Genomic DNA, 24,693 nt, shown 5'->3' with positions numbered 1-24,693 from the left:
ACCATCCCCCTAAACGAGCGGGGAATGATACCGGATGCGACTTAGATTTCCCCTAGCCCTGAATGGGGGCGTGGGGGCTTCTCGTCCGCACGCGGCGCAGGGCATGACATTTATAATGCCGCGATGAATTCCGCCCTTGATTCCGCCGCCTCCCGCCGCCCCATCCGCCCCCTTCCCGATCAGCTGATCAGCCAGATCGCGGCCGGCGAGGTGGTGGAGCGGCCGGCTTCTGTGGTCAAGGAACTGCTGGAAAACGCGCTGGACGCTGGCGCCACCCAACTCCAGATCAAGTTGGAGGAAGGCGGCGTGCGGCGCATCGCCATTACCGACAACGGCGGCGGCATTCCGGCCGGTGAACTGCCTGTCGCGCTGATGCGGCATGCGACGAGCAAGATCGGCTCGCTGGAAGAGCTGGAATCGGTGGCGACGCTCGGGTTTCGCGGTGAGGCACTGGCCTCGATTGCCTCGGTGGCTGAGTTGACGCTCACCTCGCGCACCGCCCATGACGCGCACGCTACGCAAATCATTGCGCAAACGGGGCGCGCGCAGCCGGCCTCGGGTGGCGTCGGCACCACCGTCGACGTGCAGCATCTGTACTTCAACACGCCGGCGCGCCGCAAATTCCTCAAGACCGAGCAGACCGAGCTGGGCCATTGCATGGAAGTCATCCGCCGCACCGCGCTCGCGCGGCCCGACGTGGCCATCTCCGTGCATCACAACGGCAAGCCCCTGGAGCACTGGAATGCCACGCAGGCGGATTCACGCACGGCCGCCGTCCTCGGCACTGAGTTCGCCCGCGCGCGCCTGCCATTTGAAGAGGCCGCAGGCGAGCTGCGCCTCTTCGGCTTTGCCGGCCTGCCGACCGCTTCGCGCGGCCGGGCGGACCACCAGTTTTTCTACGTCAACGGCCGCTTTGTGCGTGATCGCCTGCTCACGCACGCGGTGCGCAGCGCCTATGAAGACGTGCTGCACGGCGACCGCTTTCCTGCCTACGTGCTGTGCCTGGAGCTGCCGCCCGAAGCCGTTGACGTGAATGTGCATCCGTCCAAGATCGAGGTGCGCTTCCGCGACAGCCGCGCCGTGCACCAGTTCGTTTACCACGCGATCCAACGCGCGCTGGCACGCCATGCCGGTGAGCAGGGCGACAGCCTGCGCACCGACATTGCGGATGCACCCGAGGTATCGGCCGCGCCCTCGCCTGTCGACAACACCACGCGCTGGATCAACCAGATGGCTGCACGCCAGACGTCGCTCGGCATTGCGCAGCCGCGTGCCGAATATCTGTCGATGATGCGTGGTGACAGCGCGCCGATGCCGCCAAGCCGTCCGGCTTGGATGGCCGACGTGCCAAGCGCTGCAACGTTGTTCGATGGCGGCACCGCGACTGCCGACGCGCCCACCGCCGTCGCAGAACCTGCCGGTGCGCAGCCAGTCGACGACGACGCTTACCCGCTCGGCTTCGCAGTCGCCCAGTTGCACGGCATTTACGTGCTGGCGCAGAACGCACGTGGCATGGTGCTGGTCGACATGCACGCCGCACACGAGCGCATCCTGTATGAACAATTGAAGACGGCGCTGGAAGCAAAACGCGTCGAAGTCCAGCCGCTGCTGATTCCGGTCACGTTTGCCGCGAGCGCAGTGGAAATCGGCACAGCAGAGGAATTCCGCGACACGCTCACGCTGCTTGGCTTCGATATCTCAGCCGTGTCGCCCACCACGCTGGCAGTGCGATCGGTGCCGACGCTGCTGCAGAAGGCCGATGCGCAAGCACTTGCTCGCGACGTGCTGCGCGATCTGCAAGCCTACGGAGGCTCGCGCGTGCTGGCTGAGCGCCAGAATGAACTGCTCGCAACGCTGGCGTGCCACTCCGCCGTACGCGCCAACCGCCGCCTGAATCTGGACGAGATGAACGCGCTGCTGCGCCAGATGGAAGCCACCGAACGCGCCGACCAGTGCAACCACGGCCGCCCGACGTGGATTCAGTTGACCGTGGCCGACCTGGACCGCCTGTTCCTGCGCGGCCAGTGAGTTTGTGATGATCGTGTCTTCCGAATTTGTGTCCCCCGCTGCGCCGCGCGCCATCTGCCTGCTCGGCCCCACCGCATCCGGCAAAACCGCCGCCGCATTGGAGCTGGCCAAACGCTGGCCCGTCGAAATCATCAGCATGGATTCCGCGCTGGTGTATCGCGGCATGGACATCGGCACCGCCAAGCCCAGCACTGAAGAACAGGCCATCGCCCCGCACCATCTGATCGACATCATTGATCCGCTCGATGCGTATTCGGCCGCGCAGTTTGCGAACGATACGAACGCGCTGATCGACGCCATCCGCGCGCGCGGCAAGCTGCCGCTGATCGTGGGCGGCACGATGCTGTACTACAAGGCGCTCACGCAAGGTCTCTCCGATTTGCCCGGCGCTGACCCGGCCATCCGCGCCGAGATCGACGCCGAAGCTGCGCGCAGCGGTTGGCCCGCGCTGCATGCGAAGCTCGCGCTGGTCGATCCAATCACCGCTGCGCGGCTGCATACGACGGATGCGCAACGCATTCAGCGCGCGCTGGAGCTGTATCGGCTGACAGGCCAACCCATGTCGGCACTGCTCGCACGCGAGGTTGGCGCGAATGCGTTCCAACAGCACGATGCCGCCGCGCCTTATCTGACGATTGCATTGGAGCCGTCGGACCGGCTCGTACTCCACGCACGCATTGCCCAGCGCTTCGATGCGATGCTCGCCAGCGGCCTGCTCGACGAGGTGGAAAGCTTGCGCCGCCGTGGCGATCTTTCGCCCACGCTGCCGTCCATCCGCTGCGTGGGTTATCGCCAGGCGTGGGCCTATCTCGATGGCGAGATCGACCAGACTGCCCTGCGCGAACAGGGCATCGCCGCAACGCGCCAGCTCTGCAAGCGCCAGATTACGTGGCTGCGCAGCACGCCGGAGCGGCACGTGGTCGATTGCCTGGCGCCCGATTACGTCGACCAGGTCGCGCGCCTGGTCCAAACCTCACTGGAATCGCAATGACAACTACCGACGCCGACGCCACGTTCACACTGCGCGCCGCCACGCCGGATGACTGCGCCGCGCTGGTCCGTCTGATCTGCGCGCTGGCCGAATACGAAAAGCTCACACACCTCGTGCAGACCACGCCCGAGGCGCTCGCCACGATGCTGTTCGGGCCGCGCCCGTATTGCGAAGCGGTGATGGCGGAAGTCGAGGGCCGGGCCGTGGGCTTTGCGCTGTTCTTCCACAATTTCTCGACCTTCCTGTGCAAGCCCGGCCTGTATCTGGAAGACCTGTTCGTGGAACCCGAGTGTCGCGGCCTCGGCATCGGCCGCGCACTGTTGATTCACCTCGCGCGCCTGGCGCAGGAGCGCGACTGCGGCCGCTTCGAGTGGAGCGTGCTCGACTGGAATGCGCCATCCATCGCCTTCTACGAGGCCATGGGCGCTGATGTGCTGCCCGAGTGGCGCATCTGCCGCGCCACGGGTGATGCGCTGGACAAGCTGGCGGCCATCCCGATGCCTTCCGGCCTGGCCGCGCAAGTCACGCAGGCCTGAATTTGATCGCAAGCTCCGGAGTGCCTAGTGCACTCCCGTGAGCGTAGGCTTGGCATATCGAACCTCCAACAATGGAGCACATATGCCGCCTTCCACGGCCGCCGCGCATATCAGCGCGGGGCACCGCTCAAATCTTGATGGCACCGACTGGCATGCCGTTGAAGATGCCCTCAACGAGGTCGGCAGCGCGGTGCTGCCGAGCCTGCTAACCCACGGCGCCTGCGACGCCCTGGCCGCGCTATACCCGCAAGACCGCCTGTATCGCTCGCGCGTGGTGATGGAGCGCCATGGCTTCGGCCGCGGTGAATATCAATATTTCGCCTACCCGCTGCCGGACCTGATCGCACAGTTACGCACATCGCTCTACCCGCCGCTGGCAACCATCGGCAACCGCTGGAACCAGGCGCTGGGCATCGATGTGCGTTATCCCGCCGAGCATGCCGATTTTCTGCGCCGCTGCCACGAAGCCGGCCAGTTGCGCCCCACCCCGCTGATCCTGCAATACGGCCCCGGCGACTACAACTGCCTGCACCAGGACCTCTACGGCGAACACGTCTTTCCGCTGCAGATCGCCATCCTGTTGTCTGAACCCGGCGGCGATTTCACCGGCGGCGAATTCGTCATGACCGAGCAGCGCCCGCGCATGCAATCACGCCCCGAGGTGGTGCCATTGTCCAAAGGCGATGCGGTCGTTTTCGCGGTGCACCATCGCCCGGTACAAGGCACACGCGGCACGTACCGCGTGAACATGCGCCACGGCGTGAGCCGCTTGCGTTCCGGCCGACGGCATACTGTCGGCATCATCTTCCACGACGCGCTGTAGCCACTTCACCATGACCACCGGCGATTTGTTTGCCGACCATCTGCCTGCTGACGACGCGCGCATTGTGCTCGGCGAGGCTGCGTTCGTGCTGCGCGGTTTTGCGTTGAGCGATGCGCCGGCGCTGCTCGCTGCGGTGGACGCCGTCGCGCATCAAGCAGCGTTTCGTCACATGGTCACGCCGGGCGGCTTCGAGATGTCGGTCGCACTCACCAACAGCGGCACGCTGGGCTGGACGTCCGACCGCCGTGGCTACCGGTATGCCACGCTCGACCCGCTCAGCGGCAACCCGTGGCCACCGCTGCCCGACGTGTTCCTGCGCCTCGCCCGCAACGCCGCCTCTGAAGCGGGTTTCCCGGGTTTCACGCCAGACGCCTGTCTCATCAACCGCTACGTGCCCGGCGCGCGCCTATCGCTGCATCAAGACAAAGACGAACAGGATTACAGCGCGCCCATCGTGTCCGTCTCGCTCGGCATGCCGGCCATCTTCCTGTTTGGTGGACACCGCCGCGCCGATAAAACGCAGCGCATTCCGCTCTTTCATGGTGATGTCGTCATCTGGGGCGGCCCGGATCGCCTGCGCTATCACGGCGTCGCGCCGCTCAAAGACCACCCGCACGCATTGCTGGGCAGCCAGCGCATCAACCTCACGTTCCGCAAGGCCGGTTGACCGGCAAACCACCGTATGACCATCGCCGCAGACCTATCCGAGCGCGCCTACCAGCAAGCCGCAACCTTCCTGACCATGCTCGACGAAGACTGGGCGCGCCACGTCGCCGCTATTGGCCCATGCGGCCATGCCGCCAAGCCCGCGCGCGAACCTTACGAAGCACTGATCCGCGCCATCGCATATCAGCAGTTGCATGCCAAGGCCGGTGACGCCATCCTCGGCCGCTTCCTTGCGTTGTACTCCGGTGCCGAATTTCCTGCGCCGCAGCAGGTGCTCGATACCGACGACGCAGCACTGCGCAGCTGTGGTTTCTCCGCGACCAAACAAGCGACGATTCGCGGCATCGCACAAGCCACGCTTGACGGCGTCGTGCCCACGCGCAAACAGGCGCTCGCCATGCCCGACGAAGCGCTCATCGATCGGCTCACGACACTGCGGGGGGTGGGGCGGTGGACGGTCGAGATGTTGCTGATCTACACGCTGGAGCGCTCCGACATCCTGCCCGCCGACGACTTCGGCGTACGCGACGGTTACCGTCGCCTGAAACGGCTCGACACCACGCCCACGCGCAAACAGATGGAGAAGATCGGGCTCGCGTGGAGCCCATATCGAACCGTTGCGGCTTGGTATTTATGGCGCGTGCCTGTCAATCTTTCATGCGCGTGAACCCGGCAAGCATTGCGCCAGATCATGCCTCCTACTACATATTGCTTGCGCGACATATGCAACGCTGAGAGTATGCGGAGACCTTGAATTCCGACGTAACTTTCGCTTTACTGTAAAACGTTCGCATGCCAACTGCGCCGCTCATTACTGATCGAGTCATCGTGGAACAGCCCCAAAACATTGACGCGCAACGTAAATCCGAAGAGCTGCGAAGCTTCGTGTTTCTGACAGCCGTGATGGTACCGGTTCTCTCCGTCATTATCGTTGCTGGATATGGCTTTATTGTTTGGGCAACCCAACTACTCAGCGGTCCGCCAACGCATTGATTTACCGCCCGGGGGAGTTAAGGGCGGTCGAGCTGTATGTTTGCGCAGCACTGATTAATTAGGCGTTTATCGCTAAAGCGCGGTCATGCGAAACACAAAAAAAATAGATATCCCCGTTCGGCCGGCGCCGCTTGATGACGAGTGGCATATCGCCGGGGTCATGGTCCAAGCGCGGCCCACCCACATCGCCTCCGTAAGCGAGGCCGTCGAAGCCATCGCGGGCAGCGAAATTCACGCAACCAGCGACAACGGCAAGCTCGTAGTCACGCTCGAGGCGCCCAGTTCGCGCGCCATCGCAGCTCACCTGACATTCATTCAGCAGATCGATGGCGTGCTCAACACCGCCCTGATCTACCAGCACAACGAAATGGCAGACGCCATGAATGAGGAAATGGACGATGAAAGTCTCTCGCCGCGCGTTCATTAAGCAGACCGCCGCCGCCGCCACGGCTTCGGTGGCGGGGGTCACGCTTCCCGCCAGCGCCGCCAATCTCGTCACCGATAAAGAGCTGACGCAGCTCAAGTGGTCGAAAGCGCCTTGCCGGTTTTGCGGCACGGGCTGCGGCGTTGAGGTGGCCGTCAAGGATAACCGTGTGGTAGCCACGCAGGGCGATCCGAAAGCCGAGGTCAATCGCGGCCTGAACTGCGTCAAGGGCTACTTCCTCTCGAAGATCATGTACGGCAAAGACCGGCTGACCCAGCCGCTGCTGCGCATGAAGAACGGCAAGTACGACAAGAACGGCGATTTCACGCCCGTAAGCTGGGACCGCGCGTTCGACGAGATGGCGGTGCAGTTCAAGCGCGTCATCAAGGAAAAGGGCCCGACCGCCGTGGGCATGTTCGGCTCGGGTCAGTGGACCGTTTTTGAGGGCTACGCCGCCGTCAAGCTGATGAAGGCCGGCTTTCGCTCCAACAACCTCGACCCCAACGCGCGCCATTGCATGGCCTCTGCTGTGGCGGGGTTCATGCGCACCTTCGGCATGGACGAGCCGATGGGTTGCTATGACGACTTCGAAGCCACCGACGCATTCGTGCTGTGGGGCTCGAACATGGCGGAGATGCACCCCATCCTGTGGTCCCGAGTGACTGACCGGCGCCTCTCTGCGCCCAAGACGAAGGTGGCGGTGCTGTCGACGTTCACGCACCGTTCGTTCGATCTGGCCGACATTCCGATCGTCTTCACGCCGCAGGCCGATCTCGCGATGCTCAACTACATCGCGAACTACATCATCACCAACAAGAAGGTCAACACAGACTTCGTCAACAAGCACACGGTCTTCAAGAAGGGAGTGACCGATATCGGCTACGGTCTGCGTCCGGACAATCCGCTGCAGAAGGCCGCCAAGAACGCCGACAAGGTGGGCGACTCCAAGCCGATCTCGTTCGACGAGTTCGCGAAATTCGTCTCAACGTACGATCTGGACTACACCACCAAGCTGGCGAACCCGGACAAGAGCAAAGAGAAGGAGTTCAAGCAGCAGCTTCAAAAGCTGGCCGAGCTGTACGCCGATCCGAAGATCAAGGTCGTGTCGCTCTGGACCATGGGTTTCAACCAGCACACCCGTGGCACCTGGGCAAACAACATGGTCTACAACCTGCACCTGCTGACCGGGAAGATCGCTACGCCGGGCAACAGCCCGTTCTCGCTGACGGGCCAGCCTTCGGCTTGCGGCACCGCACGTGAAGTGGGCACGTTCTCGCACCGCTTACCGGCCGACATGGTGGTGACCAACCCGAAGCACCGTGAAGAAGCCGAGCACATCTGGAAGCTGCCCGCCGGCACGGTCCCGGAGAAGCCGGGCTATCACGCCGTGCTGCAAAACCGCATGCTCAAGGACGGCAAGCTCAATGCCTACTGGGTGCAGGTCAACAACAACATGCAGGCCGGGGCCAACATCAACGAGGAAGGCTACCCGGGCTATCGCAATCCGGAGAACTTCATCGTCGTCTCAGACGCGTACCCGACCGTCACGGCGCTGGCCGCCGACCTGATTCTGCCCAGCGCAATGTGGGTCGAGAAGGAAGGCGCCTACGGCAACGCCGAGCGCCGCACGCAGTTCTGGCATCAGCTTGTTGATGCGCCGGGCGAGGCGCGCTCCGACCTGTGGCAACTGGTGGAATTTTCCAAGCGCTTCAAGGTAGAAGAAGTCTGGCCGGAAGAACTCATCGCCAAGAAGCCGGAGCTGCGCGGCAAGACGCTCTACGACGTGCTCTACCGCAACGGCAACGTCGACAAGTTCCCACTCAATGACGTCGACCCGGAATACCACAATGCAGAAGCCAAAGCGTTCGGCTTCTACATCCAGAAGGGCCTGTTCGAAGAATACGCAAGCTTCGGGCGCGGCCACGGCCACGACCTCGCACCGTTTGACGACTATCACAAGGCGCGCGGGCTGCGCTGGCCCGTGGTCAATGGCAAGGAAACGCGCTGGCGCTACAAAGAAGGCAGCGACCCATACGTCAAGGCTGGAACCGGATATCAGTTCTACGGCAACCCTGACGGCAAGGCGGTGATCTTCGCCCTGCCCTATGAGGCGCCGCCGGAAGTGCCGGACAAGGAATACCCGTTCTGGTTGTCGACCGGCCGCGTGCTGGAACACTGGCACTCAGGCTCAATGACGCGCCGTGTGCCCGAGCTGTATCGCGCATTTCCAAATGCGGTTTGCTTCATGCACCCGGAAGACGCGAAGAACCTGGGGCTGCGGCGCGGTGTTGAGGTCGAGGTGATCTCACGACGCGGGAAGATGCGCACCCGCATTGAAACGCGCGGCCGCAACCAGCCGCCGAAGGGACTGGTGTTCGTGCCCTGGTTCGATGCCAGCCAGCTCATCAACAAGGTCACATTGGACGCCACCTGCCCGATCTCGCTGCAGACGGATTTCAAGAAATGCGCCGTCAAGATCGTAAAGGTCTGATGAGCGCAGGCAGACGACACACGCGCAACAGGAAAACGTCATGAAGCTCAGCCGATTCTTGGGACTGCCAGCCGCCATCTGCGCGCTACTGCTGGCGACCCTTGCCAACTTGCCCGCGCAGGCCCAAGGCGTAGTCGACGCCATGCGCGGCCCGACGCCGATCGCCGCCGAATCGACGCCACCGATCCTGTATCCGACCGAGAACAAGGACGTTCGGCGCGAGCGCAACTACACCGGACAGCCACCGACGATTCCGCACAAGATCGATGGCACCTACATGTATCAGATCAACAAGGATCACAACGGTTGTCTGTCCTGCCACGCGCGCACGAAGGCCGAGGAAATGCGTGCGATCGCGATCAGCCCGACGCACTACGTTGACCGCGATGGCCACCAACTGGCCGACGTTTCGCCGCGCCGCTTCTTCTGCACCCAATGCCACGTGCCGCAGGCCGACGCCAAGCCACTCATCACCAATACGTTCGTCGATGTCGATCAACTGCTCAAACGCAAGCCTGATGGCAAGAGCGTTGACAAGAACTGAGGCGGTGCAGCCATGTTCGACCTGATCAAGCGTTACTGGAAAACGATCAACCGGCCCAGCGCGTATTTCAGCCTGGGCTTTCTGACGTTGGGCGGCTTTGTTGCGGGCGTGGTGTTCTGGGGCGCGTTTAACACCGCGATGGAAGTAACCAACACCGAAGCGTTCTGCACGGGTTGCCACGAAATGCGCGACAACGTGTATCAAGAACTGCAAAGCACGATCCACTACACCAACCGCAGCGGTGTCCGCGCAATCTGCTCCAACTGCCACGTTCCGCACGCCTGGACGAACAAGATCGCGCGCAAGATGCAGGCCTCGAAGGAAGTCTGGGGCAAGATTTTTGGCACCATCGACACGCGTGAGAAATTCGAGGCCCACCGGCTCGAACTGGCCCAGCACGAATGGGATCGCCTGAAGGCCAACGATTCATTGGAATGCCGCAACTGCCACAACTACGAATCGATGGACTTCACGCGGCAGAGCCCACGCGCGTCTGCCATGCACGCCCAGTATTTGGGCAGCAAAGAGAAGACCTGTATCGACTGCCACAAGGGCATTGCGCACCATCTGCCCGATATGTCGAAGATGAAGACCGAGTAAGCACGTGAACGTGCTGTCGGCGCCGTACTCCGTTTTACGCAGGTCCTTGCCGTGCTTGTTGCCAGCCAATTGACGTTTTCGCGCGCCGGCCGCCGGATCTTCCGCGAGCTGGATCTCTCGGTATCGGCGGGCGAGCTGGTACAGGTGACGGGTGCCAACGGCAGCGGAAAGACCACGCTGCTGCGCGTGCTCTGCGGCTTGCTGGCACCGGCCAGCGGCTCGCTCACTTGGCATGGCGCGCGGGTACGCAGCGGCGACCCGACCTTTCTTGGCGCCCTCTGCTACGTAGGACACACCAACGGCATCGATCCCGACCTCACCGTTGCAGAGAGCCTGCGTTTGGCCATGCAACTGGCCGGCCAGCGCGACGCCGACTCCGACTCCGAGCCCGCTGGCATCCGCCCCGCACTGGAAGCGCTTGAACTCGGCAAGCTCGCCGCCACGCCCGTGCGCAAGCTGTCGCAAGGGCAGCGGCGGCGCGTGGCGCTGGCCCGGCTGCTCATTGCGCGGCGCGAGCTGTGGCTACTGGACGAGCCGATTGCCTCGCTCGATGACCACGCAGCCGGCCTCTTCACCGCACAACTGGATGCACATTTGCGCGCCGGCGGCATGGCGATCATGACCACGCACCAAGTGCTGGCACGCCCCGAAGGCGCCGACCGCGTACTGCGGCTTAAGGGGGGCACAGCATGAAGCCGATGCTGATAGCCGTCTTGCGGCACGATCTGGCGCTCTCATGGCGGCGACGGGGCAACCTGGTCAGCGGCGTAGTGTTCTACGTGATTGCGGCGAGCTTGTTCCCGCTGGCGATCGGGCCCGACCCGCAGCAGTTGCGCATGCTCGCGCCGGGCATCCTCTGGGTCGCGGCGCTGCTTGCGTCAATGCTGTCTCTGTCGCGGCTGTTTGCGCAGGAACACGCGGATGGCACCCTCGACCAACTGCTGCTATCGCCGCATCCGCTTGCGTTGATTGTGCTGACCAAGATTGCTGCGCATTGGCTCGCAAGCGGGCTGCCGCTGTTGCTTCTGACGCCCATCCTCGCGCAGCAGTACAGCCTGCCGCTGCATACAACGCTGCTGCTGACGGCCACGTTGCTGATCGGCACGCCGGCCATTGCGCTGATCGGCGCGGTGGGTGCAGCGCTCACGCTGGGTGTGCGCAACGGGGCGGCGCTGTTGTGCATCCTCGTCCTGCCGCTGTGTGTGCCGGTGCTTGTGTTTGGCGCGGGCGCAGGTTCGGCTGCCGATGCGGGGCTCAATGTCATGCCGCACTTCTCGCTGCTGGGCGCGTGCCTGGCGTTGTCATTGTTCGTTTGCCCGCTGGCCGCCGCTGCCGGGCTGCGCATTGCCGTGGAATGACCCGATGACAAATCGCTCCGGACTCCACACCAACCCCATGGCCGCTGCGCGAGAACCCGCCGTTCGACGCTGGAACTGGCTGGCGTATGCATCACCGGTGCGATTTGATCCGCTCGCGCGCAAACTGGTGCCGTGGTTTGGTGCGGCGGCGCTCCTGTTTCTCATCGCGGGTCTTTATGTCGGCTTTGTGTTGGCGCCCACCGACGCGCAACAGGGCGAGGTCTACCGGATCATCTTCCTGCACGTGCCGGCCGCATGGATGTCGATGTTCATCTACCTGGTGATGGCGGGCTACTGCACGTTGGCGCTCGTGCTCCGCACGCGCCTGTCGTCAATGATGGCTTCTGCGCTGGCGCCCACCGGCGCGCTGTTCACCGCCATTGCGCTGTGGACGGGCGCGCTGTGGGGCAAGCCGACGTGGGGCACGTGGTGGGTGTGGGATGCGCGACTGACATCCGAGTTGCTGCTGCTGTTTCTGTACCTCGGCTTCATTGCGCTGGAAAGCGCCATTGAAGACCCGCGCCGCGCCGAACGCGCCTGTGCCGTGTTGGCCGTGGTGGGCGTGGTCAACATTCCCGTGATCTATTTTTCGGTGCAGTGGTGGAACACGCTTCACCAAGGCGCATCCATCAGCCTGACGGCGGCACCGTCAATGGCAATGACGATGCTGCTCGGAATGCTGCTGATGACGCTCGCGTGCTGGATGTACAGCATCTGCGTCGCGTTGATCCGCGTGCGCTGCATCATGCGCGAACACGCCGACGCAGACCACAACCTGAGCACACCAGCATGAGCCAGTTCACCGTCAATCACGTCGATTACATTGCGGGCGCATTTGCCATGGCGGCCATCTGCATCGCAGCCGAAGTGCTGCTGCTGGCGCGCCGCTGGCGCGCGGCCAACCGCGTGAATCACGCCGACAGTAACGCCCTATGACGCGCAGACAACGCCGCCTGGGCATCCTGATCGCCGCGCTGGTGTGCGCAGGCGCGGCCACCGCGCTCACACTCAATGCGTTCCGCTCCAACCTGGTGTTTTTCTTCAGCCCCAGCCAGATCGCCGCCAAGGAAGCGCCCGTGGCCCAGGTCTTCCGCCTGGGCGGGCTGGTCGAGCGCGGCTCCATCCAGCGCGAGCGTGATGGCATGACCATCCGCTTTATCGTTACCGACACGGCGCGTGGTGTGCCGGTCGTCTACCACGGCCTGCTGCCGGACCTCTTCCGCGAGGGCAAGGGCGTGGTGGCACGCGGCCGGCTCGGCGAAGACGGTGTCTTCGTCGCCAACGAAGTGCTCGCCAAGCACGATGAGAACTATATGCCGCCCGAAGCCGCCGATGCCGTGCGCCGCGCGGCGCAAGTCAATGAGCAGATGGCGAAGGGATCTGCCCGGAGCGCGTCGCAATGATTGCCGAGCTCGGCCACTTCGCACTGATTCTGGCGCTGCTGACGGCCAGCGTGCAATCTGTGTTGCCGCTGGTTGGTGCGGCCCGCAACAACGAACGTTGGATGGCCGTCGCACGGCCGGCCGCCCGCATGCAGTGCGCGCTGGTGCTGCTGGCGTATGGCGCGCTGACGTGGGCCTTCGTCAGCAACGACTTCAGCGTGCTGTACGTGGCCGCCAACTCGAACAGTGCGCTGCCGCTGCCCTATCGCGTGGCGGCTGTGTGGGGCGGGCACGAGGGCTCGATGCTGTTGTGGACGACGATGCTGGCGCTGTGGTCGCTCGCGGTGTCGGTGTTCAGCCGGCAACTGCCGCCGCCCGTCGTGGCGCGCGTTCTGGGTGTGATGGGCATGATCAGCACGGGGCTGCTGCTGTTCTTGCTGTTGGCGTCGAATCCGTTCCTGCGATTGTTGCCGCCGGCCATGGAAGGGCGCGATCTCAATCCGCTGCTGCAAGACCCCGGCATGGTGTCGCATCCGCCCATGCTCTACATGGGTTACGTGGGTTTTGCGGTGGCGTTTTCGTTTGCGATGGCTGCCCTGCTCTCCGGTCGGCTCGATGCCACCTGGGCCCGCTGGTCACGGCCATGGACGACCGCCGCCTGGGCGTGCCTGACCACCGGCATCATGCTTGGCAGCGCATGGGCGTATTACGAACTGGGTTGGGGCGGATGGTGGTTCTGGGACCCGGTCGAAAACGCGTCGTTCATGCCTTGGCTCGCTGGCACCGCGCTGATCCACTCGCTGGCCGTAACGGAAAAGCGCGGCGTGTTCCGCGCGTGGACGGCGCTGCTGGCCATTTTCACGTTCTCGCTGAGCCTGCTGGGCACCTTCCTCGTCCGCTCGGGCGTGCTGACTTCTGTGCATGCGTTTGCGGTAGACCCGAAGCGCGGTCTCTTCATCCTCGCGCTGCTGGGGGTGGTCACTGGCGGCGCGCTGGGCCTGTTTGCGTGGCGCGCAAAGCGGTTATCCAGCAGTGCATCAGAAGGCGCGGCGTTCTCGCTGTTCGCGCGTGAATCGTTCCTGCTCGCCAACAACGTGTTGCTGGCGGTGGCGGCAGCCACGGTGTTGCTCGGCACGCTGTATCCGCTGGTGCTGGACGTGTTGCGGCTGGGCAAGATCTCTGTGGGCCCGGCGTACTTTGAACAAGTCTTTGTACCGCTGATGTCGCCTGCGGTGCTGTTGATGGGTGCGGCACCACTGGCGCGCTGGCGTCACGGTGCACTGCCGTCGATGGCGGTGCGGCTGCGCTGGGCGGCGGTGGCCAGTGTTGTCATCGGGCTCGGGTTGGCACTGGTGTATCGGGCGTCTGCGCTTGCAGGTCTTGGGCTGATGCTGGCCACATGGTGCCTCGCAAGCGCGCTGGCCAGCCTGGCGGAAAAGCTGCGCCAGCCCGGCAATCGATTGACGACACTGCGTCAGTTGCCGCCCAGCTACTTCGGCATGCTGGTGGCGCATGCGGGGGTCGGCGTGTTCATCGCCGGGGTCACGCTGGTGCTGAGCCAGGAGACGCTGCGCGAACTGCCGGTGCGCGTGGGCGGCACGGCGGAGGTGGGCGGCTACACGTTCCGTCTCACCAGTGTTGCGCCGGCGCAAGGCCCCAATTACGACGTCTTGCGCGGCCACGTCGAGGTCAGCCGCAACGGCAAACCCGTGGCCACACTGCTGCCCGAGCGGCGCCTGTACCACAGTCAGGAAACGCCGACGACCGAAGTCGCCATCGACAGCGGCATCTCGCGGGATCTCTATGTCGCGCTGGGCGAATCCATCGGGCAAGACAGCTGGGCCATGCGCATCTACATCAAGCCCTTCGTCAGTTGGATCTGGGGCGGCTGTGTGCTGATGGTGATCGGCGGCCTGCTGGCCGTGTGCGATCGCCGCTACCGGCTGCGCCGCCGTGCCGCTACACCGCGCAGCACGCCTGACGCAGCCCTGGCAAACCCAACGCTGGCGCTGCCGGCAACCGAGGAGCCAAGGTGAAGCTGCGTTACATGCTGCCACTGGCGGCGTTCTTCGTCCTGGTGATTGCGCTGGCTGCAGGGCTGTCACGTGATCCGCGTGAGTTGCCCTCGCCGCTGGTCGGCAAGCCTGCACCTGCGTTCAAGCTGGCGGCGCTGGAACCGGCTGTCGGCACGCTCACGCCGCAAGACCTGCGCGGCAAGGTCTGGATGCTCAACGTCTGGGCGTCGTGGTGTACCGCCTGCCGTGCCGAACACGCCGTGCTGAACGCATTTGCCAAGCAATCGCGGGTGCCCATCTACGGATTGAATTACAAGGACGACGCCGACGCCGCACGCGCGTGGCTCAAGCAGATGGGCGACCCGTATGCCGCCTCGCTCATCGACGCAGACGGCAAGGTCGGCATTGACTACGGCGTCTACGGGGTGCCGGAAACCTTCATCATCGACCGCGCCGGCGTGGTGCGCTATCGGCAGGTCGGCCCCGTCACGGCCGACTCCATGGAACGCAAGATCGAGCCGCTTCTGCAGCAACTGGAACAGGAAGGTGGTCATGCGTAAGCAACTGGCTGCCCTCGTTGCCGCTGGCGTCACCGCGTTCGCGTTGCAGATGCACGCCTTTGCCGCAGCGGCCGACGTCGATCTCGACACGCGGGTCCACACGCTGTCGGAGCAACTGCGCTGCCTCGTCTGCCAGAACCAGACCCTGGCCGACTCAAACGCCGACTTGGCTGTCGACCTGCGCCGCCAGATTCGCGAACAATTGCGTGACGGCGCCACCGACGACGCCGTCAAGGACTACCTCGTTCAGCGCTATGGCGATTTCGTCCTTTACCGGCCGCCCGTCAAGCCGCTGACGTATCTGCTGTGGTTTGGCCCCGCGCTGCTGCTGGTGGCGGTGGTGTTTGGCATCGCGTCGTCCCGCAAGCGAGCAACGTCCGCCACCGCTGAGATAGAGCCGTTGGACTCTGACGCGCAAGCGCGCCTCGCCGCCCTGCTTGCATCATCACCAGAAGACACGCGCCCATGACCGTGATAACCCTGTTCTGGCTGCTGGCAGCCGCCCTGACAGCCATCACCATGGCAGTCCTGCTGACGCCGCTGCTGCGACATCCGCGCAGCCATATTGGCGATACGGCGCTCCAACGCCCAACCGCGCGCAACCAGATGGTCCGGTGGTACCAAGACCAACTGCGCGAATTGGATGCCGACCTCCACACTGGCGCGATTGATGCCGCCGATCACGCGCGCGCACGCGCGGAGCTCGGCCAGCGGCTGCTGGACGATACGGCTGACACCGGCACCGCCGCCATCGCACAGGCCCGACCCGACCGCCGCCCTGTCGTGCTTGCCGCACTGCTGCTGGCTGCGTTGCCCACCGCCGCCGTGCTGCTCTACCAACACCTGGGCAAGCCCACCTCGCTCTGGATGCCAGGCGACATGATGACCGCCGCCCGCGGCGATCACACGGGTGGACGGGTTGGGGACAAGGCGCAGATCGAATCGATGGTCAACAGCCTCGCACAGCGGCTGCACGACACGCCAGACGATGCACCCGGCTGGGCACTGCTCGCGCGGTCCTACAGCACAATGGAGCGTCCAGCCGATGCCATCGCCGCTTACGCGAAGGCGGTGGCACTGGCCCCCGACGTCGCCAGCTTGCGCGCCGATTACGCCGACGCGCTCGCCACCGCGCAGGACGGCGTCCTCGCCGGTCCGCCCACCGAGCAAATCCGCCTCGCGCTCAAGGCCGATCCGGACGAGCCCAAGGCGCTCGCCCTGGCCGCCTCCGCCGCAGTCGAGCGTGGTGACGCGAAAGACGCAATCGCCCAGTGGGAGCACCTTTACCGGCTGCTGCCGCCCGAATCCGCAAGCGCCAAGCGGATCGCCGCCAACCTAGCTGCTGCACGCGCCGATCAGCCCGAAACATCCGCCGGCAAGTGACGCAAGCAGTGCCCCGAATTTGACCGCAAGACCCGGAGTGCCCCGGCCGAGCCCCGCACCTACAGTACAGTCATCGCAGTCCACTGGATGACGCCATGCAAACCGCCACCCGCACCGTATCGGACACCACCTCCGTCATACACGACCCGCGCTGGGCTCGCGTGCTTGCGCGCGATGCCCGCGCCGACGGGCAATTCGTCTATGCCGTGAAGACCACCGGCGTGTATTGCCAGCCGAGCAGCCCATCGCGCCTGCCGCGCCCCGAAAACGTCGAATTCTTCGACACACCCGCCGATGCCGAGGCCGCCGGCTACCGCCCGAGCCGCCGCGCCGGCCCCGACCAGACCACAGTGCGCGCGCAGCAAACCGCGCTCGTCGCACAAGCGTGCCGCCGTATCGAGGCTGCCGACACTCCGCCCACGCTTGACGCGCTCGCGCAAGACGCCGGCCTGAGTCCGTATCACTTCCACCGCCTGTTCAAGAGCGTCACGGGGCTGACGCCCAAGGCTTACGCCGATGCGCACCGCGCCCGCAAACTGCGCACGCAGTTAGGGCGCGGCAGCACCGTCACCGAGGCCATCTACGACGCCGGCTTCAACGCTAGCAGCCGCTTCTACGAAGCCTCGGACAACGTGCTCGGCATGACGGCCAGCCGCTATCGTGCGGGCGGCGCGCAGTCCACGATCCGCTTTGCGGTGGGCGAATGCTCACTCGGCTCGATCCTGGTGGCGCAAAGCGACCGCGGCATCTGCGCAATCCTGATGGGCAACGACCCCGACGCGCTCGTGCGCGATCTGCAGGACACCTTCCGCAAGGCGGAACTCATCGGTGGCGATGCGGGCTTTGAAGCGCTCGTTGCCAAGGTGGTGGGGCTGATCGAAGCGCCGTCTATCGGGTTGGATTTGCCCCTGGATGTGCGCGGCACCGCGTTCCAGGAGCGCGTGTGGCAAGCCCTGCGCGAAGTGCCGCCCGGCAGCACCACCAGCTACGCCGAGATTGCCGCACGCATCGGCGCGCCCAAGGCGGTGCGGGCGGTGGCGCAGGCCTGCGCGGCCAACCACATTGCGGTGGCGATCCCGTGCCATCGCGTGATCCGTCGCGATGGCAGCGCCTCGGGCTATCGCTGGGGCGTGGAGCGCAAACTGGCGCTGCTGGAGCGCGAGGCGCAATCCGCCGCATGAAGGGCCATGAAGGGCATGAGGCCACGTGAAAACGTGGACACGCATCGGCGCCAGCGGCGGGCCCTATGAAAGCGCCGTGCCCGGCACACTGGGCGGGCATCGGCGTGCGCGCATCTACGGTCGGCTCGACTGCCCCGCCGCACGCCAGGCCATCGCGCGCGGCGGTTATGTGCGCCACCGCGTGTTCTTTCTGAACGCGGCGGACGCGCAAGCCGCCGGCTACCGGCCCTGCGCGGTGTGCATGCCACAGGCGTATGCGGCGTGGAAAAGATCGACGCATTCCGGGTAAAGTCGCGGTCTTGACTTCGAACACACGCCCTGCGCGCCATGATCAAACCCCTGTTTCTTGCCGTGCTCGCCACCGTTGCGCTGGCGGGCTGCGGCCGTTCCGGCGACACACAGAAGCCCGCCGCGCCGCCATCTGCCCCTGCTTCCGCGCCCAACCCGGCGCCCGCGAGCACACCTGCGGCTCCCGCCGCCAGCGCTTCTGCCCTCAGCGAGGCCGAGCAAGCCGAGGCGGTGGACATCGCCCGCGCCGCCATTGAGAAATACAAGCTGACCAGCCTGTCGACCGATTGCCTGTCGTTCATGGCCAGCCAGGAAGACGACATGCACTACAACGTCGAGGTGCTGGAAAACCACACCCCGGCGTGTGGAGGCGATCCGAACACGGCGCCGCACGTGGTCACGTTGCTGATCGACAAGAGCACCGGCGCGCTACAGAAGGATGACCCGGCAAGCGGCGAATACGTGCCGCTGAAGTAAGCCCCGCACAACGACGCGCATAAAAAAACCGCCGAACACATCGGCGGTTTTTTGTTGGGTGCGAACTTCGTGTCAGATCGTCAGACCACGATCGTCTGTGCTTCGCCGCCTTGGCGGGCGCGGATCTCGCCGATCTGGTAGACCGCCTCGCCAGCGTTTTCCAGGTGCGCGATGGCCGCCTGCGCATCGGCCGCCGAGACGATCACCACCATGCCGATGCCACAGTTGAACACACGGTGCATTTCGTCATCGGCCACGTTACCGGCCTTTTGCAGCCACTGGAACAGCGGCGGCAACGTCCATGCATCCTTGTGCAGCACAGCGGTCAGGTTGTCTTGCAGCACACGCGGCACGTTTTCGGTCAAACCGCCGCCGGTGATGTGCGCCATGCCCTTGACCGGCAGCTTTTCGATCAGCGACAGCAGCGGCTTCACGTAGATGCGCGTCGGCGCCATGATGGCGTCCTGCAGGCGCTGGCCGTGGAAGTCGGCGTTCAGGTCCGGACGCGACACCTCGATGATCTTGCGCACCAGCGAGTAGCCGTTCGAATGCGCGCCCGACGAAGCCAGGCCCAGCACCACGTCGCCCTCGGCAATGGTCGTGCCGTCGATGATCTTGCGCTTTTCAACCGCGCCAACGGCAAAGCCGGCCAGGTCGTATTCGCCGTCGGGGTACATGCTCGGCATTTCGGCCGTTTCGCCGCCGATCAGCGCGCAACCGGCCAACTCGCAGCCCTGGGCGATGCCCTTGACGACGGTGGCGGCGGTGTCCACATCCAGCTTGCCGCAGGCAAAGTAGTCGAGGAAGAACAGCGGCTCGGCGCCCTGCACCAGGATGTCGTTCACGCTCATGGCGACCAGATCCTGGCCGACCGTGTCGTGGCGGTTCAGTGCAAACGCGAGCTTGAGCTTGGTGCCCACGCCGTCGGTGCCGGACACCAGCACCGGCTCCTGATACTTCTTGGACAACTCGAACAGCGCGCCGAAGCCGCCGATGCCGCCCAGCACGCCTTCGCGCATGGTGCGCTTGGCAAATGGCTTGATGCGGTCGACCAGGGCGTCACCCGCCTCGATGTCGACGCCCGCGTCACGGTAAGACAGGCCTGCGGATGGGGTTTCGGAAGCGCTCATACTGACGTCTGAATAGAAAAAAACCGGTAAGGAAGACCAGACGGCAGCGGGAAGTCATCAAAAATGGACCCGCCGGTCCAGTAAAATCGCAATTTTACCGGATGCGGCCTGCCCGATGGCTGCTTTTCCGACTCATCCACCCGCAATCGGAACCATCGCCCCCTCATGAACGCCCCCGTGCTGTCGCAGGAAACCAAGCGCACGCTCGCCTGGATCGCCGTGGCGCTTGTCTTTCTGGCGCTGCTCAAGGCGCTGGCGCCCACGCTCACGCCCTTCGTCTTCGCGTTCATCCTGTCGTACATCCTGCACCCAGGTGTCGAATGGCTGCAGCGCCGCCGCGTGCCGCGCGTGCTGGGGGTGTTTTTGATGATCCTGGTGCTGACGGTGGTGGGTGTGGCGTTGATGCTGCTGATCCTGGCCGTGCTGCAGCGGGAGATTCCGGCCATCCGCGAGCAATTGCCGGCCATGCTGGCCAAGCTCAACGCGTTCCTCTCGCCCAAGCTGGCCGATATGGGCCTGCATGTCAGCCTGGATTTCCCCGGCCTGCGCAAGCTGTTGACCGAGCAGCTCGCCGCCAGTCCGGACGATGTGATGGCTCGGGCGCTGACCTACTTGCGCGTGTCGGGCTCGGCGGCCGCGCAGGTGCTGGGCATCTTCTTCCTGGTGCCGATCGTCATGTTCTACCTGCTGATGGACTGGAACATGCTCATGCGCCGCATCGAGACCGCTGTGCCGCGTCGCTGGTTGCCCAAGACGCGCGAGCTGGCGGCCGAGACCGACGGCTTGCTCTCCCAATACCTGCGCGGCCAGGTCATCGTGATGCTGGTGCTGGCGGTGTATTACTCGGCGGGCCTGGCGCTGGCAGGTTTTGACGTGGCGCTGCCGGTGGGCATCTTCACGGGGCTGGCCGTGTTCATTCCTTACATCGGCTTTGGCGTGGGCCTGACGCTGGCGATCCTGTCAGCGCTGCTGCAGTTCGGCAACCTGTACGGCCTGCTGGCGGTGGCGGTGGTCTATGGCATTGGCCAGTTCCTGGAAAGCTTCTATCTGACGCCGCGCCTGGTGGGCGAACGCATCGGCTTGCATCCGCTGGCGGTCATCCTCGCCTTGCTGGCTTTTGGCCAATTGTTCGGATTTTTCGGTATCCTGCTGGCCCTACCGATCAGCGCGGTGCTGCTGGTCGGTTTGCGGCAGATTCGCCAGCTCTATCTGGGCAGCAAGCTGTACCGCGAATAAGCCAACTGCGAACTAACCGCGAGCCAACTGCGACTCATCCGCCGCCTCACGTTTCATGGCCACACCCGAACAGCTCCCGCTCGAACTCGGTGCGACGCCCGCCCCGACCTTCGACAACTTCGTCGCCACCGGCAACGAAGAGGCGGTGCTGCGCCTGCGCGCCCTGATTCCGCAGGTGGTGGACGGCACCGCAACCGACCGCCTCGTCTACCTCTGGGGTGAAGAGGGCAGCGGCCGCAGCCATCTGCTGCAGGCCATCTGCGCCCAGACCGAAGCCGGTGGCTACGAAGTCCGCACGCTGGAACCCGACGCCCCGCCCGAAGCCTTCGAATTCGACCCGACCATCACCGTCTGGACCATCGACGACGCGGAGCGACTGGACGAATGGGCACAGATTGCTGTGTTCAACCTCGTCAATGAAGTGCGCGCGCACCCACATGCCGCCATCGCCATCGCCGGGGCAGTTGCCCCCATGTCGATGCCGCTGCGCGAGGACCTGCGCACGCGCCTGGGCTGGGGCTTGGTCTACTGGTTACGCCCGTTATCCGACGCCGACAAGGTTGGAGCCCTGCGCCAGGCCGCCCGTGAACGCGGCATGCAGCTTTCGGCCGACGTTCCCCAGTGGCTTGTGACGCACTCTTATCGCGACATGCCGAGCCTGATGGCCCTGCTGGACGCCCTCGACACCTATTCGCTCGCCCGCAAGCGCGCCGTCACCCTGCCGCTCGTGCGCGACATGCTCGCGTTAATGAAGTGAATGCGATGGCCGTCGCGGCTGGTGACGTCACCTTCGGGTAAAATCGCCGCCCATGAATCTGGCCCTCTTCGACCTCGATCACACCCTCATCCCCACCGACAGCGACCACGAGTGGGGACGCTTCCTCATCCGCCGCGGCGTGGTGGACGCGTCCGAATACCAGCGCAAGAACGATCAGTTCTATGCCGACTACAAGGCCGGTACGCTGGATATCCACGCATTCCTGCGCTTTGCCCTGGCACCGCTTGCCGCCCACTCGCGCGACACGCTCGCCCAGTGGCACGCTGAGTTCATGCACGACGTGATCCGCCCCAAGATCACACCGCAGGCACAAGCGCTGGTCTACAAACATCTGGAAGCGGGCGACCTGTGCTGCGTGGTCACCGCCACCAACAGCTTCGTCACCCGCCCGATTGCCCAGGCGTTTGGCATCGATCATCTGATCGCCACTGAACCGGCCACCGCCGACGGCGCGCCCGAGAGCGCCTTTACCGGCGACGTGGCCGGCACGCCGAGTTTCCGCGAAGGCAAGGTCGCGCGCGTGCACGAGTGGCTGGCCAACATGGGCCGCGGCTGGAGCGACTTCGAGCGCAGCACCTTCTACAGCGATTCGGCCAACGACGTGCCGCTGCTGGAAGAAGTGACCGACCCGGTGGCCACCAACCCCGACGACACGCTGCGCAACCTCGCAGCCGCGCGCAACTGGCGCATCATGGATCTTTTCTAAGCAGAGCGCGGCGTGATCAAGAAACTCATCAATCGCCTGCTGGGCAAGACCTCCGCAGAGCCCACCGCTCCTGCCGAACCGGGAACGCCCGCCGCCAAGAAGCCCCGCGCACCCAGGCCGCCCAAAACGGCCAAGGCGCGCACCCAGGCCGCAGGCGGCCTGAGCTACGCCCGGCGCCAGGCGCGCGTATGGAGCGAGCACGAGCACGGCATCGATCCGAAGCTGCTCTCGCGCAACGCGGTCAAGGTCACGTCCACGCTGCAGGAAGCCGGTTATAGCGCCTTCATCGTCGGCGGCGCCGTGCGCGACCTGCTGCTGGGCATCAAGCCAAAAGATTTTGATGTGGCGACCAACGCCACGCCCGAACAGGTGCAGGCGCTGTTCCGCCGCTCGCGCATCATCGGCCGCCGCTTCCAGATCGTGCACGTGACGTTCTACGGCGGACGCGATCAGGAAATCATCGAAGTCTCGACCTTCCGCGCACTGGTCGATGCGGTGGACGCGGAGCAGGTGCCCGCCGGCAAGCGCGTCAAGCGCACCGAGCTGGACCACCACACGCACGCTGTGGACGCCAGCGGCCGCGTGTTGCGCGACAACGTCTGGGGCACCCAGGCCGAAGATGCCACGCGCCGCGACTTCACCGTCAATGCGATGTATTACGACCCGTCCAACGAGACGGTACATGACTACCATCACGGCATGGAAGACATGCGCGGCCGCACGCTGCGCATGATCGGCGACCCGCTCACACGCTACCGCGAAGACCCGGTGCGCATGCTGCGCGTGGTGCGCTTCGCGGCCAAAACCGGTTTCGATATCGACCCCGCCACGCGCGCGCCGATCGCTGAACTGGGCCCGCTGATCCACAACGTGCCGGCCGCCCGCCTGTTCGACGAAATGTTGAAGCTGCTGATGTCGGGCCATGCCTGGGCATCGCTGCAGGAACTGCGCAAGGCCGGCCTGCATCGCGGCCTGCTGCCGCTGCTGGACGTCGCGCTGGAGCAGCCGATGGGCCAGCGCTTCGTGCAGCTCGCGCTCGACAATACCGACGATCGCGTCAAGGCCGGCAAACCGGTTTCGCCGGGTTTCCTGTTCGCCTCGCTGCTGTGGCACCACGTGCTCGAACACTGGAACCGCCGTCGTGCGGCCGGTGAACCGCTGATCCCCGCGCTGCACACCGCCATGGACGAAGTGCTCGACCGCCAGACCGAGCAACTCGCCATCCAGCGCCGCTTCACGGCCGACATGAAAGAAATCTGGAGCATGCAGCCGCGCTTTGAAAAGCGCTCGGGCCGCATGCCGTATCGCCTGCTGGAGTCGCCGCGCTTTCGCGCCGGTTACGACTTTCTCGTTCTGCGCTGCGCCTCGGGCGAACTGCCGCAGGAACTCGCTGACTGGTGGACCAACTTCCAGAGCGGTGACAGCGAAGCCCGCGAGGCACTGATGGCGCAAGCCAAGCATGCGCCGAGCCCCGCCGGAAACACCGGCACCAGCGGCCCGGCCAAGCGCCGCCGCCGCCGACGCGGTCCAGCAAAATCGGATACAGTTGGCCACGTTGGTCCGGAAGGCTCGGAGGAAACGTGAAGACAGTGGCGTACATCGGCATCGGCGCCAACCTGGGCGACGCGCGCCAGGCAGTTAAAGACGCCGTGGTCTGCCTCGCACAACAGGTTGGCATCACCGTCACCGGCAAATCGAGCCTGTATCGCAGCGCGCCGGTCGACTCAAGCGGCGACGACTACATCAATGCCGTGGTGCGCATCGAGTCGCACTTCACTGCCGACCAAGTGCTCCGCATCTGTCACCACATCGAAGACCAGTTCGGCCGCGAGCGCCCATTCCACAACGCGCCGCGCACGCTGGACCTGGACCTGCTGCTCTACGGCGATCACGTCCTTACCTCACCCGAGCTGACTGTGCCGCATCCGCGCGTCGGCCAGCGTGCCTTTACGCTGCTGCCGCTGCATGAACTGGCGCCCGATCTCGTGATTCCGGGCATTGGCGCCGTGGCTGAACTGCTGTCCGGCGTGGCCGACCAGCGCATCGAGAAGACCACGATGTGCCAGTGCATGCGCGCCAAGCAACCCGCCGCCTGATCACCTG

29 protein-coding genes are annotated in these 24,693 nt (G+C 64.8%); 28 read left to right on the top strand and 1 reads right to left on the bottom strand.

All coding sequences use genetic code 11. The features are described 5' to 3' along the window. Window positions 1-123 precede the first annotated feature (123 nt). From mutL to PSUB009319_RS16830, 23 genes are all read left to right on the top strand, one after another. Window positions 124-2,028: a DNA mismatch repair endonuclease MutL gene (mutL, locus tag PSUB009319_RS16935; RefSeq protein WP_124383361.1), complete on the top strand. Its 1,905-nt coding sequence runs from the start codon at window positions 124-126 to the stop codon at window positions 2,026-2,028. Window positions 2,029-2,035: 7 nt separating this feature from the next. Then, window positions 2,036-3,019 carry a tRNA (adenosine(37)-N6)-dimethylallyltransferase MiaA gene (gene miaA, locus PSUB009319_RS16930; RefSeq protein WP_124383360.1) on the top strand — a complete coding sequence of 328 codons (984 nt, stop codon included), beginning with the start codon at window positions 2,036-2,038 and terminating at the stop codon, window positions 3,017-3,019. Further along, entirely contained in the window at window positions 3,016-3,555 is a 540-nt protein-coding gene (locus tag PSUB009319_RS16925) for a GNAT family N-acetyltransferase (RefSeq protein WP_124383359.1), read from the top strand. Before miaA ends, PSUB009319_RS16925 begins: the two co-directional genes overlap by 4 nt. 82 nt (window positions 3,556-3,637) lie before the next feature. Further along, window positions 3,638-4,378 (top strand): 2OG-Fe(II) oxygenase, encoded by a 741-nt coding sequence (locus tag PSUB009319_RS16920; protein ID WP_124383358.1) that lies wholly within the window; start codon window positions 3,638-3,640, stop codon window positions 4,376-4,378. Between the two features lie 10 nt (window positions 4,379-4,388). Further along, complete coding sequence (gene alkB / locus PSUB009319_RS16915) at window positions 4,389-5,045, top strand: DNA oxidative demethylase AlkB (protein WP_124383357.1); 657 nt, start codon at window positions 4,389-4,391, stop codon at window positions 5,043-5,045. 15 nt (window positions 5,046-5,060) lie between these two features. Then, window positions 5,061-5,711: a DNA-3-methyladenine glycosylase gene (locus PSUB009319_RS16910; RefSeq protein WP_124383356.1), complete on the top strand. Its 651-nt coding sequence runs from the start codon at window positions 5,061-5,063 to the stop codon at window positions 5,709-5,711. Between the two features lie 161 nt (window positions 5,712-5,872). Next, window positions 5,873-6,037, top strand: coding sequence for a periplasmic nitrate reductase, NapE protein (gene napE / locus PSUB009319_RS16905; RefSeq protein WP_374704207.1), 165 nt, complete (start codon window positions 5,873-5,875; stop codon window positions 6,035-6,037). 85 nt (window positions 6,038-6,122) lie between these two features. Then, complete coding sequence (locus PSUB009319_RS16900) at window positions 6,123-6,464, top strand: chaperone NapD (protein ID WP_124383354.1); 342 nt, start codon at window positions 6,123-6,125, stop codon at window positions 6,462-6,464. Then, window positions 6,436-8,952 carry a periplasmic nitrate reductase subunit alpha gene (napA, locus tag PSUB009319_RS16895; RefSeq protein ID WP_124383353.1) on the top strand — a complete coding sequence of 839 codons (2,517 nt, stop codon included), beginning with the start codon at window positions 6,436-6,438 and terminating at the stop codon, window positions 8,950-8,952. Before PSUB009319_RS16900 ends, napA begins: the two co-directional genes overlap by 29 nt. A 40-nt stretch (window positions 8,953-8,992) precedes the next feature. Continuing rightward, entirely contained in the window at window positions 8,993-9,496 is a 504-nt protein-coding gene (locus PSUB009319_RS16890) for a nitrate reductase cytochrome c-type subunit (protein ID WP_124383352.1), read from the top strand. A 12-nt stretch (window positions 9,497-9,508) separates the two neighbouring features. Continuing rightward, the gene (locus tag PSUB009319_RS16885) at window positions 9,509-10,096 is read left to right on the top strand and encodes a cytochrome c3 family protein (protein ID WP_124383351.1); all 588 of its coding nucleotides are present in this window, start codon (window positions 9,509-9,511) and stop codon (window positions 10,094-10,096) included. Between the two features lie 51 nt (window positions 10,097-10,147). Continuing rightward, complete coding sequence (ccmA, locus tag PSUB009319_RS16880; protein WP_124383350.1) at window positions 10,148-10,789, top strand: cytochrome c biogenesis heme-transporting ATPase CcmA; 642 nt, start codon at window positions 10,148-10,150, stop codon at window positions 10,787-10,789. After that, window positions 10,786-11,454: a heme exporter protein CcmB gene (gene ccmB, locus PSUB009319_RS16875; protein ID WP_124383349.1), complete on the top strand. Its 669-nt coding sequence runs from the start codon at window positions 10,786-10,788 to the stop codon at window positions 11,452-11,454. Before ccmA ends, ccmB begins: the two co-directional genes overlap by 4 nt. A 4-nt stretch (window positions 11,455-11,458) precedes the next feature. After that, window positions 11,459-12,247: a heme ABC transporter permease CcmC gene (ccmC, locus tag PSUB009319_RS16870; RefSeq protein WP_124383348.1), complete on the top strand. Its 789-nt coding sequence runs from the start codon at window positions 11,459-11,461 to the stop codon at window positions 12,245-12,247. Then, window positions 12,244-12,390, top strand: a complete 147-nt coding sequence (locus tag PSUB009319_RS22950; protein ID WP_185453494.1) for a hypothetical protein — start codon at window positions 12,244-12,246, stop codon at window positions 12,388-12,390. Before ccmC ends, PSUB009319_RS22950 begins: the two co-directional genes overlap by 4 nt. Next, window positions 12,387-12,857 (top strand): cytochrome c maturation protein CcmE, encoded by a 471-nt coding sequence (ccmE, locus tag PSUB009319_RS16865; RefSeq protein WP_124383347.1) that lies wholly within the window; start codon window positions 12,387-12,389, stop codon window positions 12,855-12,857. The genes PSUB009319_RS22950 and ccmE overlap by 4 nt, the downstream gene beginning before the upstream one ends. Beyond that, complete coding sequence (locus tag PSUB009319_RS16860) at window positions 12,854-14,872, top strand: heme lyase CcmF/NrfE family subunit (RefSeq protein WP_124383346.1); 2,019 nt, start codon at window positions 12,854-12,856, stop codon at window positions 14,870-14,872. Before ccmE ends, PSUB009319_RS16860 begins: the two co-directional genes overlap by 4 nt. Next, the gene (locus tag PSUB009319_RS16855; protein ID WP_124383345.1) at window positions 14,869-15,411 is read left to right on the top strand and encodes a DsbE family thiol:disulfide interchange protein; all 543 of its coding nucleotides are present in this window, start codon (window positions 14,869-14,871) and stop codon (window positions 15,409-15,411) included. The genes PSUB009319_RS16860 and PSUB009319_RS16855 overlap by 4 nt, the downstream gene beginning before the upstream one ends. Then, window positions 15,404-15,880, top strand: coding sequence for a cytochrome c-type biogenesis protein (locus PSUB009319_RS16850; RefSeq protein ID WP_124383344.1), 477 nt, complete (start codon window positions 15,404-15,406; stop codon window positions 15,878-15,880). The genes PSUB009319_RS16855 and PSUB009319_RS16850 overlap by 8 nt, the downstream gene beginning before the upstream one ends. After that, on the top strand, window positions 15,877-16,794 hold the full coding sequence (ccmI, locus tag PSUB009319_RS16845) for a c-type cytochrome biogenesis protein CcmI (protein ID WP_124383343.1): 918 nt from the start codon (window positions 15,877-15,879) through the stop codon (window positions 16,792-16,794). Before PSUB009319_RS16850 ends, ccmI begins: the two co-directional genes overlap by 4 nt. A 95-nt stretch (window positions 16,795-16,889) precedes the next feature. Then, window positions 16,890-17,975 carry a bifunctional DNA-binding transcriptional regulator/O6-methylguanine-DNA methyltransferase Ada gene (gene ada / locus PSUB009319_RS16840; protein ID WP_124383342.1) on the top strand — a complete coding sequence of 362 codons (1,086 nt, stop codon included), beginning with the start codon at window positions 16,890-16,892 and terminating at the stop codon, window positions 17,973-17,975. A 25-nt stretch (window positions 17,976-18,000) separates the two neighbouring features. Then, window positions 18,001-18,264: an Ada metal-binding domain-containing protein gene (locus tag PSUB009319_RS16835; RefSeq protein WP_124383341.1), complete on the top strand. Its 264-nt coding sequence runs from the start codon at window positions 18,001-18,003 to the stop codon at window positions 18,262-18,264. 38 nt (window positions 18,265-18,302) lie between these two features. Next, window positions 18,303-18,740, top strand: coding sequence for a lipoprotein (locus PSUB009319_RS16830; protein ID WP_124383340.1), 438 nt, complete (start codon window positions 18,303-18,305; stop codon window positions 18,738-18,740). An 80-nt stretch (window positions 18,741-18,820) separates the two neighbouring features. On the opposite strand, the gene purM is transcribed toward PSUB009319_RS16830, so the two are convergent. After that, window positions 18,821-19,870: a phosphoribosylformylglycinamidine cyclo-ligase gene (gene purM, locus PSUB009319_RS16825; RefSeq protein WP_124383339.1), complete on the bottom strand. Its 1,050-nt coding sequence runs from the start codon at window positions 19,868-19,870 to the stop codon at window positions 18,821-18,823. 165 nt (window positions 19,871-20,035) lie between these two features. Here purM and PSUB009319_RS16820 point away from each other — a divergent pair, with 165 nt between their 5' ends. From PSUB009319_RS16820 to folK, 5 genes are read left to right on the top strand one after another with little or no spacing between them, the layout of a single operon-like run. Beyond that, window positions 20,036-21,106: an AI-2E family transporter gene (locus PSUB009319_RS16820; RefSeq protein WP_124383338.1), complete on the top strand. Its 1,071-nt coding sequence runs from the start codon at window positions 20,036-20,038 to the stop codon at window positions 21,104-21,106. Window positions 21,107-21,161: 55 nt separating this feature from the next. Continuing rightward, window positions 21,162-21,863, top strand: coding sequence for a DnaA regulatory inactivator Hda (hda, locus tag PSUB009319_RS16815; RefSeq protein WP_124383337.1), 702 nt, complete (start codon window positions 21,162-21,164; stop codon window positions 21,861-21,863). 52 nt (window positions 21,864-21,915) lie between these two features. Further along, on the top strand, window positions 21,916-22,590 hold the full coding sequence (locus PSUB009319_RS16810; RefSeq protein WP_124383336.1) for an HAD family phosphatase: 675 nt from the start codon (window positions 21,916-21,918) through the stop codon (window positions 22,588-22,590). Between the two features lie 12 nt (window positions 22,591-22,602). Further along, the gene (gene pcnB, locus PSUB009319_RS16805; protein ID WP_124383335.1) at window positions 22,603-24,174 is read left to right on the top strand and encodes a polynucleotide adenylyltransferase PcnB; all 1,572 of its coding nucleotides are present in this window, start codon (window positions 22,603-22,605) and stop codon (window positions 24,172-24,174) included. Beyond that, window positions 24,171-24,686, top strand: coding sequence for a 2-amino-4-hydroxy-6-hydroxymethyldihydropteridine diphosphokinase (gene folK, locus PSUB009319_RS16800; protein ID WP_124383334.1), 516 nt, complete (start codon window positions 24,171-24,173; stop codon window positions 24,684-24,686). The genes pcnB and folK overlap by 4 nt, the downstream gene beginning before the upstream one ends. Window positions 24,687-24,693 lie beyond the last annotated feature (7 nt).

Source organism: Ralstonia sp. SET104, assembly GCF_003851545.1.
Classification (GTDB): domain Bacteria; phylum Pseudomonadota; class Gammaproteobacteria; order Burkholderiales; family Burkholderiaceae; genus Ralstonia.
The sequence above is the reverse complement of the archived record's forward strand: the minus strand, read 5'-3'. Positions and strand labels throughout refer to the sequence as shown.

What these genes read in the sequence shown, in the direction of transcription:
- ada (WP_124383342.1), top strand. Translation starts at nt 16,890, where the DNA reads ATGCAAACCGCCACCCGCACCGTATCGGACACCACCTCCGTCATACAC.
- PSUB009319_RS16900 (WP_124383354.1), top strand. Translation starts at nt 6,123, where the DNA reads ATGCGAAACACAAAAAAAATAGATATCCCCGTTCGGCCGGCGCCGCTT.
- PSUB009319_RS16920 (WP_124383358.1), top strand. Translation starts at nt 3,638, where the DNA reads ATGCCGCCTTCCACGGCCGCCGCGCATATCAGCGCGGGGCACCGCTCA.
- ccmI (WP_124383343.1), top strand. Translation starts at nt 15,877, where the DNA reads ATGACCGTGATAACCCTGTTCTGGCTGCTGGCAGCCGCCCTGACAGCC.
- PSUB009319_RS16850 (WP_124383344.1), top strand. Translation starts at nt 15,404, where the DNA reads ATGCGTAAGCAACTGGCTGCCCTCGTTGCCGCTGGCGTCACCGCGTTC.
- PSUB009319_RS16820 (WP_124383338.1), top strand. Translation starts at nt 20,036, where the DNA reads ATGAACGCCCCCGTGCTGTCGCAGGAAACCAAGCGCACGCTCGCCTGG.
- hda (WP_124383337.1), top strand. Translation starts at nt 21,162, where the DNA reads ATGGCCACACCCGAACAGCTCCCGCTCGAACTCGGTGCGACGCCCGCC.
- PSUB009319_RS16910 (WP_124383356.1), top strand. Translation starts at nt 5,061, where the DNA reads ATGACCATCGCCGCAGACCTATCCGAGCGCGCCTACCAGCAAGCCGCA.
- ccmE (WP_124383347.1), top strand. Translation starts at nt 12,387, where the DNA reads ATGACGCGCAGACAACGCCGCCTGGGCATCCTGATCGCCGCGCTGGTG.
- PSUB009319_RS16885 (WP_124383351.1), top strand. Translation starts at nt 9,509, where the DNA reads ATGTTCGACCTGATCAAGCGTTACTGGAAAACGATCAACCGGCCCAGC.
- PSUB009319_RS16860 (WP_124383346.1), top strand. Translation starts at nt 12,854, where the DNA reads ATGATTGCCGAGCTCGGCCACTTCGCACTGATTCTGGCGCTGCTGACG.
- ccmC (WP_124383348.1), top strand. Translation starts at nt 11,459, where the DNA reads ATGACAAATCGCTCCGGACTCCACACCAACCCCATGGCCGCTGCGCGA.
- PSUB009319_RS16830 (WP_124383340.1), top strand. Translation starts at nt 18,303, where the DNA reads ATGATCAAACCCCTGTTTCTTGCCGTGCTCGCCACCGTTGCGCTGGCG.
- PSUB009319_RS22950 (WP_185453494.1), top strand. Translation starts at nt 12,244, where the DNA reads ATGAGCCAGTTCACCGTCAATCACGTCGATTACATTGCGGGCGCATTT.
- PSUB009319_RS16890 (WP_124383352.1), top strand. Translation starts at nt 8,993, where the DNA reads ATGAAGCTCAGCCGATTCTTGGGACTGCCAGCCGCCATCTGCGCGCTA.
- purM (WP_124383339.1), bottom strand. Translation starts at nt 19,870, where the DNA reads ATGAGCGCTTCCGAAACCCCATCCGCAGGCCTGTCTTACCGTGACGCG.
- mutL (WP_124383361.1), top strand. Translation starts at nt 124, where the DNA reads ATGAATTCCGCCCTTGATTCCGCCGCCTCCCGCCGCCCCATCCGCCCC.
- PSUB009319_RS16925 (WP_124383359.1), top strand. Translation starts at nt 3,016, where the DNA reads ATGACAACTACCGACGCCGACGCCACGTTCACACTGCGCGCCGCCACG.
- alkB (WP_124383357.1), top strand. Translation starts at nt 4,389, where the DNA reads ATGACCACCGGCGATTTGTTTGCCGACCATCTGCCTGCTGACGACGCG.
- ccmB (WP_124383349.1), top strand. Translation starts at nt 10,786, where the DNA reads ATGAAGCCGATGCTGATAGCCGTCTTGCGGCACGATCTGGCGCTCTCA.
- napA (WP_124383353.1), top strand. Translation starts at nt 6,436, where the DNA reads ATGAAAGTCTCTCGCCGCGCGTTCATTAAGCAGACCGCCGCCGCCGCC.
- PSUB009319_RS16810 (WP_124383336.1), top strand. Translation starts at nt 21,916, where the DNA reads ATGAATCTGGCCCTCTTCGACCTCGATCACACCCTCATCCCCACCGAC.
- miaA (WP_124383360.1), top strand. Translation starts at nt 2,036, where the DNA reads ATGATCGTGTCTTCCGAATTTGTGTCCCCCGCTGCGCCGCGCGCCATC.